Genomic DNA, 15,755 nt, shown 5'->3' with positions numbered 1-15,755 from the left:
CCCCGCCAGCACCCCGGAACTCATTCCCGGAAACACCCGAAAGCATTCCCGCAAACCAATTCCAGAACACCCGCTACCCATTCCCACGAACACTCCGAAAAGCATTCCCCGGAACAAGGCAACTCGACTACCCTAGAGAAACCGCCGCTTGAAGTCAAAACTTCGTGCGAGCCGCTCCCCATCCCGTCGCCCCATCGTCACGACCGACGATCCGCCTCCACCAGGGGACGCGAACCACCACTCGAGCTGATGGAAGTGTTGGGATAGCCCTGGAAGAGCACCCCCTCACGGAGGCCCTAACCCTCAGAGCCAGATGAACATTACGCGTCGGTCCGGGAAACGTCAAACCGGGAGCATGTGACCCTTGTCACATGCTCCCGGCGGTCCCGAGCGGTGCTCAGCCCCTGCGGACCTCGACCCCTCCGATGGTCTTCTTGCCGCGCCGCGCCACGACGTACGACCCATGGAGCAGGTCCTCGTCGGTCAGCCGGGCATCGGGGTCGGTGACCTTGGTGTTGTTCAGGTAGGCCCCGCCCTCGTTCACAGCGCGCCGGCCGGCCGACTTCGAGGCCACCACCCCGGAGGCCTCGAGGATGTCCACCACGAGGGGGAGCTCCTCCCCCGCGGTGACCTCGGTCAACGAGATGTCCGACAGCACCGAGCGGAGCGTACGGGCATCCAGCTCCGCCAGGTCCGACCGGCCGAAGACAGCCTCGGCCGCGGCGATCGCCTTCCGGGTCTCCTCCTGGCCATGGACGAAGGTCGTGACGTCGTCGGCGAGGGCGTGCTGGGCCGCGCGACGCCACGGTTCGGACCTCAGGCTGTGCTCGAGCTCGGCGATCTGCTCATCACTGCGGAAGGTGAACACCCTCAGGTACTCGATGACCTTCTCGTCCTCCGCGTTCAGGAAGAACTGGTGCAAGGAGTAGGGGCTCAGCATCTCCGGGTCGAGCCAGATCGCCCCGCCCTCGGACTTGCCGAACTTGCTGCCGTCCGCCTTCGTGATCAGCGGGGTCGACATCGCGTGTGCCCGACCGCCGTCGGAGCGACGGATCAGCTCGACGCCGGCGGAGAGATTGCCCCACTGGTCGTTGCCACCTGTCTGCAGGGTCACCCCGTACTCGCGGAAGAGGTGACGGAAGTCCGAGGACTGCAGCAGGACGTAGGAGAACTCGGTGAAGGAGATCCCCGATTCCAGCCGCGACTTCACCACCTCCCGGGCCAGCATCCGGTTGACCGGGAAGTGCTTGCCGACATCGCGCAGGAAGTCGATGACGCTGGTCTGCGAGGCCCAGTCGTAGTTGTTGACGACCCGGGCGGCGTGTGGACCCTCGAAGTCCAGGAACCTGCTGACCTGGCTGCGGATCTTCTCGGTCCACTCGGCGACGGTGTCGGCCTCGTTCATCACCCGCTCGCCACTCTGGCGGGGGTCACCGATGAGTCCGGTGGCGCCCCCGACCAGCAGGATCGGATTGTGTCCGGCGTCTTGGAGCCGCTTGGCGAGGATGATCTGGACCAGGTGGCCGTGGTGGATCGACGGGGCGGTCGGATCGAAGCCCACATAGAAGTTGACGGGCCCCGCCTCCAGGTGCGCGCGCAGCGCCGCCTCGTCGGTGGTCTGGGCAACGAGGCCCCTCAGCTTCAGTTCATCGAACAGGTCGCTCACGCAGGTCACCCTACCGAGACAGGAAGGTCCTGGCCGAGTCCATCTCGCCCGACAGTTCCTCGAGCTGGGCACGGACGGCGACGGCGGCCGTCCCGCCGCGCGCCGAGCGGGACGCGATGGCACCCTCGACGGTGAGCACCTGCAGCACTCCCTCCCCCAGCTCAGGCGCGATATGTGGCAGGTCCGCCGGGGTCAGGTCGGGCAGGTCGATGCCCTTGCCCTCGCAGTAGCGGACGGCGGCACCGGCGATCTCGTGGGCCTGGGCGAAGGGGACGCGCTGGCGGACCAGCCAGTCGGCGACGTCGGTGGCGAGGGAGAAGCCGCGCGGTGCGAGCTCGGACGTACGATCCGGGTGGAAGGTGAGCGTGCCCACCATGCCGGCCATCGCGGGCAGCAGGACGCGGAGCTGGTCCAGCGAGTCGAAGATCGGTTCCTTGTCCTCCTGCAGGTCCCGGTCGTAGGCGAGCGGAAGGCCCTTGAGGGTGGCCAGCAGGCCGGCGAGGTTGCCGATCAGCCGGCCGGACTTGCCCCGGGCCAGCTCGGCGACGTCCGGGTTCTTCTTCTGCGGCATGATGCTCGACCCGGTCGACCAGGCGTCGGCGAGCGTGGCGAAGCCGAACTCGACCGTGCACCAGGTGATGACGTCCTCGCTGAGGCGGGACAGGTCCACACCGATCTGGGCCAGGACGTACGCGGCCTCGGCGACCTGGTCGCGGGCTGCGGTGCCGTCGATGGAGTTGGACACCGAGGAGGAGAAGCCGAGGTCGGCCGCGACCGCCTCCGGGTCCAGGCCCAGCGAGGTACCGGCCAGGGCCGAGGATCCGTACGGGCTGACCGCCAGCCGCTTGTCCAGGTCCCTGAGCCGGTCGATGTCGCGGACCAGGGGCCAGGCGTGCGCGAGCAGCTCGTGGGAGAGCAGGATCGGTTGGGCGTGCTGCATGTGCGTACGTCCGGGCATCGGCACGCCGAGGTGCTTGTCGGCCTGGGAGCGCAGGGCGTCGATGACGCCGAGCAGTTCCTCGGCGACGACGCGGATCTCGTCGCGCAGGTAGGCCCGCACGAGGGTGGCGATCTGGTCGTTGCGCGAACGCCCGGCCCGCAGCCGGCCGCCCAGCTCGGCGCCCACCACGTCCATCAGTCCGCGTTCGAGGGCGCCGTGGACGTCCTCGTCGGTCGGCGCCGGACCGAACTCGCCGGTCCGTACCCGGCGGTCGAGCTCGTCCAGACCGGCCAGCATGTCGGAGTGCTCCTGTCCGGTCAGCAGGCCGGCACGCTGCAACGCGTTGGCATGCGCGCGGGAGCCGGCAATGTCGTAGTGGGCCAGACGCCAGTCGAACTGGGTCGACTTGCTCAGCGCGAACATCGCGTCGGCCGGGCCACCACTGAAGCGGCCACCCCACAGCATGCCCTCGCCGGCGTGCGCCGGGCCTTGGTCGGTCGGGGCGCCGTTGGTCACGGGGCCGGTGCTGGTGGGTCCGTCGGGGGACGGGGTCATGGGGTTCCTCCCAGGGAGAGCAGGCGGGCGGCGACGTCCTGGCCGCCCAGGGGATCACGGGTGATGACGACGACCGTGTCGTCGCCGGCGATGGTGCCGAGGATGTCCGACCAGGCGGCGCGGTCCAGTACGGCAGCAAGGTACTGCGCGGCGCCCGGTGGCGTGCGCAGGACCACGAGGTTGGCGGAGTCCTCCGCCGACACCAGCAGGTCCTGGCACGTCCGGGCCAGCTGGTCGTCGTACTCGGCGGGTCGGGAGCGCAGCCCGGAGGCAGCGCCCTCGTTGGGCACCCGATAGACGGTCCGGTCGTCCTCGCGCACCCGGACCGCACCGAGCTCGACGAGGTCCCGGGACAGGGTCGACTGGTTGACCACCATCCCCTCGGCCCTGAGCAGCTCGCCGAGGGCGGTCTGGGAGGGGACCGCACACTCGGAGAGGATCTGCCGGATCTTGGAGTGGCGGGCGATCTTCGTCAACGGTGCCCGGGACGACTCGCTCATCGGGGCCGGACTGCCTAGCGGTCGGAGGAGATGTCGGCGGCGTCGGCGAGGAAGGTGAGCACGGCCTTCTGGGCGTGGCGTCGGTTCTCGGCCTCGTCCCAGATCCTCGACTGCGGACCGTCCAGGACCTCGGCCGTGATCTCCTTCCCGCGGTAGGCGGGCAGGCAGTGCAGGACGATCGCCTCGGGGTCGGCCAGAGACATCAGCTCGTGGTTGACCTGGTACGGCATGAAGACGGTCTCCCGGCCCTCGTACGCCATGCCCATCGACACCCAGGTGTCGGTGACGACGACATCGCTGCCCTCGGTCGCGGCCCGGACATCGGTGGTGACGTCGATGCTGCCACCGGTGGAGGCGGCGAGCCGCTCGGCGCGGGCCACGATCTCCGGGTCGGGCAGGTAGCCCTCCGGGCCGGCCAGGCGCACGTGCATGCCCGCCAGGACCATGCCCAGCGCGTACGAGTTGCCCATGTTGTTCGCCGCGTCGCCGACGTACGTGAAGGTGAGGCCCTGCGTGGCGCCCTTGTGCTCGCGGATCGTCTGCAAGTCGGCCAGGATCTGGCACGGGTGGTACTCGTCGGTCAGCGCGTTGACCACCGGGACCCCGGCATTGGCCGCCATCTCCTCGACGCGCTCCTGGCCCATCGTGCGCCAGACCACGGCGGCGACGTTGCGGCCCAGCACGTGGGCGGTGTCGGAGATCGACTCCCCGCGGCCCATCTGCGAGCTGCTGCCGTCGATGATCATCGGGTGTCCGCCGAGCTCAGTGACGCCGACCTCGAAGGAGATCCGGGTCCGGGTCGAGGACTTGTCGAAGATCACCGCGACGGTGCGGCCGTCGAAGGGGCGACGTGCGGTCGGGTCGGCCTTCAGCGCCACCGCCAGGTCGAGGATCTTGGACTGCTCCTCGGGGGTGAGGTCGTCGTCGGCGAGGAAATGTCGAAGCGTCATGTCAGCCTTCCAGGAGGGACGGGAGAGCGGAGACGAAGGTGTCGATCTCGGCAGTGGTGATGATGAGCGGGGGCGCGATGCGTAGCCGGTCGGGGCGCGGCGCATTGATCAGGAAGCCGGCCTCCATGGCCCGGTCGTTCGCTGCCGCGGCGATGTCGTGGGCGAGCACGATGCCGCGCAGCAGCCCCCGTCCGGTCACCTCGACGATCTCCGGATGGCCCAGCGCCATCACGGCATCGGCCAGGTGGTCGCCGACCTCCCGGACATGGGCGAGCAGCCCGTCGGCCTCGATGACGTCGAGCACGGTCAGTCCGGCCCGGGACGCCAGCGGGTTGCCGCCGAAGGTGGAGCCGTGCGAGCCCGGGCCGAGCAGGACCGCGGCCGGGCCGGTGGCGATGCAGGCACCGATCGGGATGCCGGCGCCCAGCCCCTTGGCCAGCGTGACGACGTCGGGGGTGATGCCGGATGGCAGGTAGGCCAGCCACTCCCCGGTCCGGGCGATGCCCGTCTGGACCTCGTCGACCCACAGCAGCGCGCCGTGCTCGGTGGTGATCCGCCGGGCCGCGCGCAGGTAGTCGTCCGAGCCGACGATGACGCCACTCTCGCCCTGGATCGGTTCCAGCACCACGGCGGCCGTGTCGTCGTCCACGGCCGCCTCGAGGGCCGCGACGTCGCCGTACGGCACGAAGACGACCCCGGCCGGCAGCGGCTCGAACGGCTCGCGGTAGGCGGCCTTGGCCGTCAGGCTGACGGCGCCGACGGTACGACCGTGGAAGGAGCCCTCCATGGCGACGATCTTGGTCCGACCGGTGCGCCGGGTGAGCTTGAAGCCGGTGTCGTTGGCCTCCGAGCCCGAGTTGCACAGGAAGACCCGCGCCTCGGTGCCCGGAGCGTTGGTGGTGACCAGCGCATCCAGTCGCTCCGAGAGCTCGACCTGCCACGGGGAGGTGTAGAGGTTCGAGATGTGCCCGAGGGTGGCGATCTGCTCGCTGATCGCGGCCACCATTGCCGGGTGCGCGTGGCCCAGCGAGTTGACCGCGATGCCGGCCAGCAGGTCCAGGTACTCGCGTCCGTCGGCGTCCCAGACCCGGCAGCCCTGGCCGCGGACCAGGACGCGCTTGGGCGGGCCGAAGTTCGGCATGTAGGCGGCGTCGTAACGCTGCAGCCAGGCGGCGGTGTCAGTCATTCACGTGCTCCTTGTCGGTCCGGGACTCCCGCTCGGCGCGTGGCTCCCGGTCGGCCACGACCATGGTGCCGATGCCGGCATCGGTGAAGATCTCCAGCAGCAGGGCGTGCGAGACCCTGCCGTCGATCACGGTGGCGCGATCGAGACCACCGCGGACGGCCCGCAGGCAGGCCTCCATCTTCGGCACCATGCCTGAGGCCAGCTGCGGCAGCAGCTCCTCGAGCTCGCTGGCGGAGATCTCGGTGATGATGTCCTCGCTGGCGGGCCAGTCGCGGTAGAGCCCCTCGACATCGGTGAGCACGACCAGCTTGTCGGCGCCCAGGGCGACGGCCAGTGCCGAGGCCGCGGTGTCGGCGTTCACGTTCAGCACCTGGCCGGTCTCGTCGGGGGCGACGGTCGCGACCACGGGGATGCGACCTGCCTGGATCAGGTCCTGGATCGCCTGCGGACGGACGTTCACCACGTCCCCCACCAGCCCCAGCTCGACCTCCTCACCGTCGACGGTCGCCGTCCGCCGCTCGGCGCGGAACAGTCCGGCGTCCTCACCGGAGGAGCCGACGGCCAGCGGTCCGTGCTGGTTGACCAGCCCGACCAGCTCGCGCCCGACCTGGCCCATCAGCACCATCCGGACGACCTCCATGGTCTCCGGGGTGGTCACCCGGAACCCGCCGCGGAACTCCGAGGGGATGTCGAGGCGCTTGAGCATCGCGGAGATCTGCGGGCCACCGCCGTGCACGATCACCGGGTGCACCCCGCAGCGGCGCAGGAAGACGATGTCCTCGGCGAAGGCCCGCTGCAGGTCCTCGTTGATCATCGCGTTGCCGCCGTACTTGATCACGATGGTGCGGCCGGTGTAGCGGTCGATCCACGGCAGCGCCTCGATCAGGATCGATGCCTTGTCGCTGAGTGTCAGCGCCTCGAGTGCCTCGGTCATGAGGAGTACTCCGCGTTCTCCTTGACGTAGTCGTACGTCAGGTCGTTGGTCCACACGGTGGCCTCGACACTGCCGGCGTGCAGGTCGACCAGGACGTCGACCTGGCGCGGGTGCAGGTCGACCAACTCGCGCGGTTCGCCGATCGCACCGCCGCGGCAGACCATCACGCCGTTGAAGGAGACGTCGACGCCGTCCGGCTCGTACGCCGCGCCGGTGGTGCCGAGCGCGGACAGCACGCGGCCCCAGTTCGGATCGTTGCCGAAGATCGCGCACTTGAACAGGTTGGAGGCGGTGATCGAGCGGCCCACCTCGAGTGCGTCCGCCTCGGAGGCGGCGTTGACGACCCGGACCGCGATGTCGTGGCTGGCGCCCTCGGCATCGCCCAGCAGCAGCTGGCCGAGCTCGTGGCAGACCTCGGTCAGGGCCCGCTGGAACGCGTCGGCGTCCGGGGTGATGCCGGAGGCGCCGGAGGCCATCGCGAGCACGGTGTCGTTGGTGGACATGCAGCCGTCGGAGTCGAGCCGGTCGAAGGTCAGCCGGGTGGACTCGCGCAGCGCGGGCTGCAGCTGCCCGGCCGGGACGACGGCATCGGTGGTGATGACCACCAGCATCGTCGCCAGGCCCGGGGCCAGCATGCCGGCGCCCTTGGCCATCCCGCCGATGGTCCAGCCCTCGACGGTACGGGTGACCTGCTTGGGATGGGTGTCGGTGGTCATGATCGCCTCGGCCGCGTCCGTGCCGCCGTCCGCGGACAGCGCTGCTGCAGCGGTGTCGATGCCGGCGAGCAGTGCCTCCATCGGCAGGCGTACGCCGATCAGTCCGGTGGAGCAGACGACCACGTCGCCCGGGGCGATGTCGAGCGCCTCGCCGACCTTCTCCGCGGTGTGGTGGGTGTCGGCGAAGCCCTCGGGGCCGGTGCAGGCGTTCGCACCGCCGGAGTTGAGGACGACGGCGTCGACCCGGCCGTCGGCGAGGACCTGGCGGGACCAGGTGACGGGGGCGGCGCAGATCCGGTTGGAGGTGAACACCGCGGCCGCGTCGAAGCGCGGGCCGTTGTTGCGGACCATGGCGAGGTCCTTGTTGCCGGAGGCCTTGATGCCGGCCTTGATGCCGGTGGCGGTGAATCCCTGTGCTGCGGTGACGCTCACGGTGCAACTCCGATCAGCGGAAGGCCGGTGGTCTCGGGCAGGCCACAGGCGAGGTTCATGGACTGGATGGCCCCGCCGGCCGTCCCCTTGGTCAGGTTGTCGATCGCGGAGCAGGCGACCAGCCGGCCAGCCGCCTCGTCGACGGTGACCTGGACGTGCACGACGTTGGAGCCGACGATGGCGGAGGTCGCGGGCCAGGTGCCCTGCGGCAGCACGTGGACGAAGGGCTCGTCGGCGTACGCCTCGACGTAGGTGGCGTACGCCTCGTCGGCGCTGGTCCCCGAGATCGGGGCGGTGACCGTCGAGAGGATGCCGCGGGGCATCGGCACCAGCAGCGGGGTGAACGAGAGGCTGGGGTGGGTCGCGCCGAGGCGGGCCATGTTCTGCAGGATCTCGGGGGTGTGCCGGTGGACCCCGCCGACGCCGTAGGCGCTCACCGAGCCCATCACCTCCGAGCCGAGCAGGTGCGGCTTGGCGGACTTGCCGGCACCCGAGGTGCCCGAGGCGGACACGACGACCACGTCGTGGCCGTCGACCAGCCCATGGGTCAGGGCCGGGGCGATCGCGAGCGTGGCGCCGGTCGGGTAGCAGCCCGGGACGGCGATCCGCTTGGTCGCGGACAGCACCTCGCGCTGGCCGGGCAGTTCCGGCAGGCCGTACGGCCAGGTGCCGGCGTGCGGGGTGCCGTAGAACTGTTCCCAGGCAGCGGGGTCCTCGAGCCGGAAGTCGGCCCCACAGTCGACCACCACGGTGCCCGGGTCGAGCTGGGCGGCGATCGCACCGGACGTCCCGTGCGGCAGGGCCAGGAAGACCACGTCATGGCCGCGCAGGGCCTCGACCGTCGTCTCCTCGATACGCCGGCCGGCGAGCGGCGTGAGGTGGCGCTGGTGCTCGCCCAGCGTCGAACCGGCGGAGGAACCCGCGGTCAGGGTTCCGATCTCGACGTCGGGATGGCCGAGCAACAGGCGGAGTACCTCACCGCCGGCGTACCCGGTGCATCCGGCAACAGCAACACGAATGGACATGCGCATAACTATGCCACAGGGCGAATGAATATGCACGCATCTGTGCATCGTTGCTCGATGCTCGTCCTTCACCGTCGCCGAGGACGCTTCATGGCTGGCGGTGGCCGCAGCGGTGGCCGATGCCGGCTCGCCTATCGCTCGGAAGGTCCAGGGGATCGGAGCACGTCGTCGAGTTTGTCGAAGCTTTCCGTCCAACCGTTGCGATGCAGTTCGAGGCGTTCCCTGGTGGCGAAGGGGCCTTGCGACAGCGACACCTTCGTTGCCCCACCCACCGGATCCAGCGAGATGACAACGATCGTCTCACGGTCATCGGGAGCGGGCTCGTCCCAGCGAAAGGTGAAGCTGAGCGTGTGCGGGGGCCGAAGGTCGAGGTACTCGCCGGAGAGGTGGAACGCGTCGCCCTCCGGCGGCTGCATGGTGAAGCGATAGCGTCCGCCCACCCGAAGATCGATGTCGATCCCGGGCGTGGAGAAACCGCGTGGCCCCCACCACGCGAACAGCCCGGCCCGGTCGGTCAGCAGCGCGAAGACCCGCTCCGGTGTGGCCTGGACCACCCGTTCCTGTTCGAGGGTGAACCCTGCTGCCGAGGCGTCCATGGATCCATGGTCCCACCCGGGCGACAACGATGCCACGGAGTACTTCGCCAGGTGGAGAAGCCCCTCCTCGCCGGAGCGGTCGACTCACCACCAGCCGGCAACCCGGCGTCCTACCAGCCGGCGACCCGGCGTCGTTCGTGGACGAAGGCCAGCCAGGCCATCAGGATCGCCACCAGCAGGTTGACGGTCAGGTAGACCGGCCCGAACAGCTGGGGATGGCTCGTGTTCACCAGGAACGGCCCCAGCGCGCTCAACGCCCCCGCGACGTACGCCGAGGTGACCGAGCGCGCCGCGAAGAACGCGATCGTGCCGGCTGCAGCGCCCCAGAAGGCCAGGGCGCCGAGCAGCCCGAACGGGAAGGAGCCGAGCGCCATCAGCAGCTGGTAGAGCCCGAAGACGACCCAGGCGATCCTGATGACGACGGTCATGAGCGCAGTTCGGCCCCCAGCTCGGCGGCAGCCGCCACGGCGGCGTCCCGGGCCGCGATGGCTTCCTTGTCCTTGAGCGTCCGGTCGGCTGCACGGAAGCGCAGCGCGTAGGCCAGCGACTTCTTGCCGGCCGGGATCTGCTCCCCCTCGTACACGTCGAACAGGCGCACCGACTCCAGCAGGTCACCGGCGCCGCGTACGAGCGCCGCCTCGACGTCGGCCGAGGCCACCGAGGCGTCGACGACGAGGGCGACATCCTCCTTGGCGACCGGGTGCGAGGAGATCGAGGCGACCTGGCCGCCCTCGGGCGCGAGCGCAATCAGCAGGTCGAGGTCCAGCTCCGCGGCACAGGTGCGCGCCGGCAGGCCGTACGCCTCGCAGACCGTGGGGTGCAGCTCACCGGCGTGGCCGACGACCGTACCGGCGACCGACAGCTCTGCGCAACGGCCGGGGTGCCAGGGGGCGACCTCGGCGGCGCGGCGCTCCAGCACCAGGCCCACGGTCTCCGCCGCGGTCTCGGCGAAGTGCGCCGCGTGCACCCAGGAGACCGGCTCGCCGGCACCGGGCCAGCCGGGACGGCGCCAGTACCCGGTGAGCACGCAGGCCAGGTGACGCGGCTGCTCGGGCAGGGCGCTGGTCAGGGCGGCGGTCTCCTTACCGGAGGGACGCCGGTCGACGGGCAACCGCGGTGCCGCGGGACGCTCGGTGCCGCGGAAGATCGCGCCCTGCTCGTAGAGGGCCAGGTCATCCAGGCTGCGCGAGGTGTTGCGCGCGACCGCCCCGAACAGGCCGGGCAGCAGCGTGGTGCGCAGCTTCGGCTGGACGTCGGAGAGCGGGTTCGCCACGGTCACCACGTCACGGCGGGCATCGTCGGCGGGCACCCCCATCCGGTCGAGGTCGTCGACCGCGATGAACGGAAAGCTGAGCACCTCGGTGAACCCTGCCGTCGGCAACGCCAGGTTGAGGGCACGCCGGGCCCGCTGGGAGGCGGTGAAGCCGGCACCGGCGGGGGCCGCCGGCAGGATTCCCTCGATCGAGTCGAGCCCGACCTTGCGACCGACCTCCTCGACGTAGTCGTAGGGGTCCATCAGGTCCGGTCGCCAGGTCGGCGGGACCAGCGCCAGCTGGCCACCGTGGCGCTCCACCAGGGTTCCGCCACCCTCCAGGTGACGGATAGTGTCGGCGACCGAGATCGTGGTGCCGAGGATGCGCGAGGGCAGGTCGACCGCGATGGTCTGCACAGGGGTGACCGGAACGGCCCCGACCACGGTCTCGGCCGGGTCCAGCGTCGCCCCTCCGTACTCGACCAGCAGGGCGGCTGCCCGGTGGGCGGCGGCGTAGGCGGCATTGGGGTCGACGCCGCGCTCGTTGCGGCGGGCGGCCTCGGAACCCAGGGCATGGCGGCGCGCGGTCCGTGACATCGACAGGGCGTCGAAGTTGGCCGACTCCAGGATGACCTCGGTGGTCGTCTCCCGCAGTTCGGTGTGCTCCCCACCCATCACGCCGGCCAGGCCGATCGGGCCCGACCCGTCGGTGATCAGCAGGTCCTGGGGGTCCAGCGTACGGACGACCCCGTCGAGGGTGGTGAGTTTCTCCCCCGCCCGGGCACGGCGGACGACGATCCCGTCCTGCAGGGTGGCGGCGTCGTACGCGTGCAGCGGCTGGCCGGTCTCGAGCATGACGTAGTTGGTGACGTCAACGCCGAGCGAGATCGGGCGCATCCCGGACAGGGCCAGGCGGCGCCGCATCCAGCGCGGGCTCTGCGCCTGCGGGTCCAGCCCGGTCAGGCGCAGGGCGACGAACACCGGACAACCGGTCGGGTCCTCCACGCTGACGGGGAACCCGTCGGAGACCGGGGAGGGGACGTCGCGGTCGATTACGTCGGTGAACGACGAGCCTGTGGCCTCGGCCGCTTCCCGCGCCAGTCCGCGGATCGACAGGCAGTACCCCATGTCCGGGGTGACGGCGATGTCGAGGACGTCCTCGCGCAGGTGCAGCAACGGCCCGGCGTCCTGGCCCGGGACCAGGAGCCGGCCGGCGTCGTCGGTGTCACCGAGCACGATGATGCCGTGGGTGCCGTCGTCGCCGAGGCCTAGTTCGGAGGTGGAGCAGATCATGCCGTCGGAGACGTGGCCGTACGTCTTGCGCGCGGCGATGGCGAAGTCACCGGGCAGGACGGCACCGGGCAGGGCGACGACGACGTAGTCACCGGCGACGAAGTTGTGCGCGCCGCAGATGATGCCGCGGTTGCCGGTCTCCGGGTCGTTCAGCTCACCGACGTCGACGTGGCACCAGTTGATCAGCTTGCCGTTCTTCTGCTCGTTCTTCTCGAGGTCGAGGACGCGGCCGACCACGACCGGGCCCATGACGTCGGCGCCGGCGCTCTCGACCCGCTCGACCTCGTGGCCGTAGCCGATCAGCCTGGTCGCGAGCTCGTGCGCATCGAGGGTGTCGGGCAGCGCGACGTACTCGCGCAGCCAGGAGATCGGGGCCTTCATCGGGCGCCTCCCATCAGAGAACGGCTGAAACGGATGTCGCCCTCGACCATGTCGCGCATGTCGGCGGCGTCGTTGCGGAACATCAGCGTGCGCTCGATGCCCATCCCGAAGGCGAAGCCGGAGTAGACCTCCGGGTCGATGCCGGCGGCCCGGAGGACGCGGGGGTTGACCACGCCACAGCCACCCCACTCGATCCAGCCCTCGGAGTTGCAGGTGCGGCAAGGGCGGTCGGGGTTGCCGACCGACTCACCGTGGCAGACGAAGCACTCCAGGTCGACCTCGGCGCTCGGCTCGGTGAACGGGAAGTAGTTCGGGCGCATCCGGGTGCGGACCTCACCGAACATCGCCTTCGCGAGGTGTTCCAGAGTGCCGCGCAGGTGCGCGAAGGTGATGCCCTTGTCGACGCACAGGCCCTCGATCTGGTGGAACACGGGTACGTGCGTGGCGTCGAGCTCGTCGGCCCGGTACACCTTGCCCGGACAGACGATGTAGATCGGCACCTCGCGGTCGAGCATCGTCCGCATCTGTACCGGGGAGGTGTGCGTACGCAGCAGGGTGTTCGTCTCCAGCGGCTCCAGGTACAGCGTGTCCTGCATCTGGCGCGCGGGGTGGTCGGGATGGATGTTGAGGGCGTCGAAGTTGACCCACTCGGCCTCCGCCTCGGGTCCCTCGGCGACCTCCCAGCCCATCGCCACGAAGACCTCACCCATCCGGTCCATCAGGCCGGTGATCGGGTGCACGGCACCACGCGGCTGGATCTCGGTCGGCAGGGAGACGTCGATCCGCTCCTCGACCAGGACGCGCTGCAGCTCGGCCGCGCGGACCTCCTCGTCGCGGACCTTGAGGGCCTGGTTGACCTCGCCACGGGCCTTGCCGATGCGCTGGCCGGCCTCCTTGCGTGCCTGCGGCGGCAGCGCCCCGATCTCGCGGTTGGCGAGGGCGAGGGGGGAACGGTCACCGGTGTGGGCGATGCGGGCGGCCTTCAGGTCCGCGACGGTCACCGCCTGCGCAAAGGCAGCCTTGGCCTCGGCAACCATCTGCTCGAGTGCCTCCACCTGCAGCGGCGTGGTCTCCACCGGGTCATAGTTCGTGTTCGGCCCTGACATGGGCTCCCCTCGCGTTCCGTACGGCCCCGACACCCTGTCGACACCCGGGCCCAAGTCTAGGAGTCGGCGCCTGTCGGGGCTAACCGGTGGGATGGAACCACGGCCCAGAGGCCAGCCGGACCACGGCCGACGCGTGGCCGGGTGGAGTCACAGGACGCCCTGTGGCCGGAACTGGATCGAGATCCGCGGGCCCACCGGGCGTTCGGTCTTCGGGATGCAGTGGTCCCAGGTCCGTTGGCAGGAGCCGCCCATCACGATCAGGTCGCCGTGGCCGAGCGGGACCGCGATCGAGGAGCCCCCGCCCCGCGGCCGCAGCATCAGCGGGCGAGGCTCCCCCACGGACACGATCGCCACCATGGTGTCCTGTGTGCGGGAGCGCCCGACCCTGTCCCCGTGCCAGGCCACCGAATCCCGGCCGCCGCGGTACAGGCACAGCCCGACGGTGACGAAGTCCTCCCCCAGTTCGCCGCCATAGCTCTCGTTGAGCACCACCCGGCACTCCTCGAGCACCGGGTGGGGCAACTCCTCCCCACCGCCGTAGAACCGGGTGAGCCGGGGCACGTCGACCACCGCGTCGTACATCTGCCGGCGCTCGGCGCGCCAGTCGACCGTGGTGGCCAACGCATCGAACAGGACGTCGGACCCGCCCAGCCACCCTCGTCTGAGGTCAATCCAGGCGCCCTCGGCCAGCGGATGCCGTACGCGACCCCGGCGGACGTCGCCCACCGCGGGCGCCTCGGACAGGTCGAGCAGGGACGGTTGCAACATGCAGGCAAGATTATTCGATCAGACGTTCGAGGACAAGGGTGCGGGGGTGCCGTACGCTCGGAGCATGTCGGCCTCCCGGGCTTCCGCTGGCGGCCGGCTCGTAGGCAACGGGACCACCGCCAACGGACAACAAACAACCGACAACCGACAACCGACAACCGACAACCGACAACCGACAACCGACAACCGAGGGGATCAGATGGGGATGGAGACGAAGGGACCGGCGGTCGGTCCCGCCGTCCGGGTCGTCCTGGCCCCAGACTCCTTCAAGGAGTCGATGACGGCGGCGCAGGCGACCGAAGCCATGGCCGCCGGCGTCCTGGCAGCGGACCCTGGTGCCACCTGCGTACGCATCCCGATGTCCGACGGCGGCGAGGGGTTCGCCGAGGCGATCGGGACGGCCCTGGGCGCCGAGCGCGTCCCGGTGGCGGTCAGGGATGCCCGGGGACGCGCCGCGCAGGCGACCCTGATGCGTTCCGGTGACCTGGCCGTCATCGACGTCGCCTCGGCCGTGGGGCTGGCCATGGTCGAGCCGACCGGGCGCGACGTGATGCACTCCGATTCGCGAGGCGTGGGTGACCTCGTCCGGGCCGCCCTCGACGGCGGGGCGAGGCGCCTCATCATTGGCCTCGGCGGCTCGGCGACCAATGACGGGGGCGCCGGGATGCTGGTGGCGCTCGGGGCGGTACTGACCGACGCCGACGGCCGCGAGCTACCGCCGACCCCCGAGGGATTGCGACGGCTGGCACGGATCGACCTGTCCGGTCTCGACCCTCGCCTGGCCCGGCTGCAGGTCCAGGCTGCGTGCGACGTGACGAATCCGCTCCTGGGAGAACTGGGCGCCAGCGCGGTCTTCGGTCCACAGAAGGGCGCATCCGAGGTCCTCGTCCGAGAACTGGATGCCATCCTCTCCGGCTTCGTCCGACTGTCCCCCGAGCCCGTCCGGTCGCTGGCAGCGGCTCCGGGCGCAGGGGCTGCCGGTGGGCTCGGATGGGCATTGATGGGCTACCTGGGTGCCCTGACCCGGCCCGGGGTCGAGCTGCTCGCCGAGACGGTGGACCTGCCGGCGGCCGTGGCCGGGGCCAGCCTGGTCCTGACCGGTGAGGGCTCGGTCGACGCGCAGACCCTGTCCGGCAAGACGGTGGCCGGGGTGGCCGGGATCTGTGCCGGCGCGGGGGTTCCGTGCATCGTGTTCGCGGGGCGCCTCGGTCCCGGCTCGGAGGTCCTGCTGGGCCGGGGCGTCACCGCCTTGCTCCCGATCCTTCCCGAGCCCGCCGACCTGCCCGTTGCCCTTCGCGAGGGTCCCCGGAACCTGCACCGCGCCACGACGGCCGCGATGCGGATCTTCCTCGCCGGCCGCGCCTCCGGCAGCAGCGCCTGAGGGCAGGCAGGCCCCTGGCGGCTGCTTGATTGCCCGGCAACCCCCCGCTAGCGTCGCACTGTGCACCGGACCAG

14 protein-coding genes are annotated in these 15,755 nt (G+C 70.5%); 1 reads left to right on the top strand and 13 read right to left on the bottom strand.

Annotated elements, in window-relative coordinates; translation table 11 throughout:
- Positions 1–397: 397 nt before the first annotated feature.
- The 13 genes from tyrS to GA0111570_RS12690 all read right to left on the bottom strand — a co-directional run bounded on the left by tyrS (position 398) and on the right by GA0111570_RS12690 (position 14,300).
- Positions 398–1,666: a tyrosine--tRNA ligase gene (tyrS, locus tag GA0111570_RS12750; protein ID WP_092611894.1), complete on the bottom strand. Its 1,269-nt coding sequence runs from the start codon at positions 1,664–1,666 to the stop codon at positions 398–400.
- Positions 1,667–1,676: 10 nt separating this feature from the next.
- On the bottom strand, positions 1,677–3,161 hold the full coding sequence (gene argH / locus GA0111570_RS12745) for an argininosuccinate lyase (protein WP_175557481.1): 1,485 nt from the start codon (positions 3,159–3,161) through the stop codon (positions 1,677–1,679).
- Positions 3,158–3,661, bottom strand: a complete 504-nt coding sequence (locus tag GA0111570_RS12740; protein WP_092611832.1) for an arginine repressor — start codon at positions 3,659–3,661, stop codon at positions 3,158–3,160. Before GA0111570_RS12740 ends, argH begins: the two co-directional genes overlap by 4 nt.
- Positions 3,662–3,675: 14 nt before the next feature.
- Positions 3,676–4,611: an ornithine carbamoyltransferase gene (gene argF, locus GA0111570_RS12735; protein WP_092611829.1), complete on the bottom strand. Its 936-nt coding sequence runs from the start codon at positions 4,609–4,611 to the stop codon at positions 3,676–3,678.
- Between the two features lies 1 nt (position 4,612).
- The gene (locus tag GA0111570_RS12730; RefSeq protein WP_092611826.1) at positions 4,613–5,797 is read right to left on the bottom strand and encodes an acetylornithine transaminase; all 1,185 of its coding nucleotides are present in this window, start codon (positions 5,795–5,797) and stop codon (positions 4,613–4,615) included.
- Positions 5,790–6,731: an acetylglutamate kinase gene (gene argB / locus GA0111570_RS12725; RefSeq protein WP_092611823.1), complete on the bottom strand. Its 942-nt coding sequence runs from the start codon at positions 6,729–6,731 to the stop codon at positions 5,790–5,792. The genes GA0111570_RS12730 and argB overlap by 8 nt, the downstream gene beginning before the upstream one ends.
- Positions 6,728–7,879 carry a bifunctional glutamate N-acetyltransferase/amino-acid acetyltransferase ArgJ gene (gene argJ / locus GA0111570_RS12720; RefSeq protein ID WP_092611820.1) on the bottom strand — a complete coding sequence of 384 codons (1,152 nt, stop codon included), beginning with the start codon at positions 7,877–7,879 and terminating at the stop codon, positions 6,728–6,730. Before argJ ends, argB begins: the two co-directional genes overlap by 4 nt.
- Positions 7,876–8,904, bottom strand: a complete 1,029-nt coding sequence (gene argC, locus GA0111570_RS12715; protein ID WP_092611888.1) for an N-acetyl-gamma-glutamyl-phosphate reductase — start codon at positions 8,902–8,904, stop codon at positions 7,876–7,878. Before argC ends, argJ begins: the two co-directional genes overlap by 4 nt.
- Positions 8,905–9,035: 131 nt before the next feature.
- Positions 9,036–9,500 carry an SRPBCC family protein gene (locus GA0111570_RS12710; protein ID WP_092611817.1) on the bottom strand — a complete coding sequence of 155 codons (465 nt, stop codon included), beginning with the start codon at positions 9,498–9,500 and terminating at the stop codon, positions 9,036–9,038.
- 110 nt (positions 9,501–9,610) lie between these two features.
- Positions 9,611–9,928: a hypothetical protein gene (locus GA0111570_RS12705; protein ID WP_092611814.1), complete on the bottom strand. Its 318-nt coding sequence runs from the start codon at positions 9,926–9,928 to the stop codon at positions 9,611–9,613.
- Entirely contained in the window at positions 9,925–12,426 is a 2,502-nt protein-coding gene (gene pheT / locus GA0111570_RS12700; RefSeq protein WP_092611811.1) for a phenylalanine--tRNA ligase subunit beta, read from the bottom strand. The genes GA0111570_RS12705 and pheT overlap by 4 nt, the downstream gene beginning before the upstream one ends.
- Complete coding sequence (gene pheS / locus GA0111570_RS12695) at positions 12,423–13,532, bottom strand: phenylalanine--tRNA ligase subunit alpha (protein ID WP_092611808.1); 1,110 nt, start codon at positions 13,530–13,532, stop codon at positions 12,423–12,425. Before pheS ends, pheT begins: the two co-directional genes overlap by 4 nt.
- 147 nt (positions 13,533–13,679) lie before the next feature.
- The gene (locus GA0111570_RS12690) at positions 13,680–14,300 is read right to left on the bottom strand and encodes an alpha-ketoglutarate-dependent dioxygenase AlkB (protein WP_092611805.1); all 621 of its coding nucleotides are present in this window, start codon (positions 14,298–14,300) and stop codon (positions 13,680–13,682) included.
- Positions 14,301–14,499: 199 nt separating this feature from the next.
- Between GA0111570_RS12690 and GA0111570_RS12680 the strand changes: the two genes are divergently transcribed.
- The gene (locus GA0111570_RS12680) at positions 14,500–15,681 is read left to right on the top strand and encodes a glycerate kinase (RefSeq protein ID WP_217634155.1); all 1,182 of its coding nucleotides are present in this window, start codon (positions 14,500–14,502) and stop codon (positions 15,679–15,681) included.
- The last annotated feature ends 74 nt before the right edge of the window (positions 15,682–15,755 follow it).

It is taken from the genome of Raineyella antarctica (assembly GCF_900092135.1).
Classification (GTDB): Bacteria; Actinomycetota; Actinomycetes; order Propionibacteriales; family Propionibacteriaceae; genus Raineyella; species Raineyella antarctica.
This window is presented reverse-complemented; position numbering and strand designations above follow the sequence as displayed.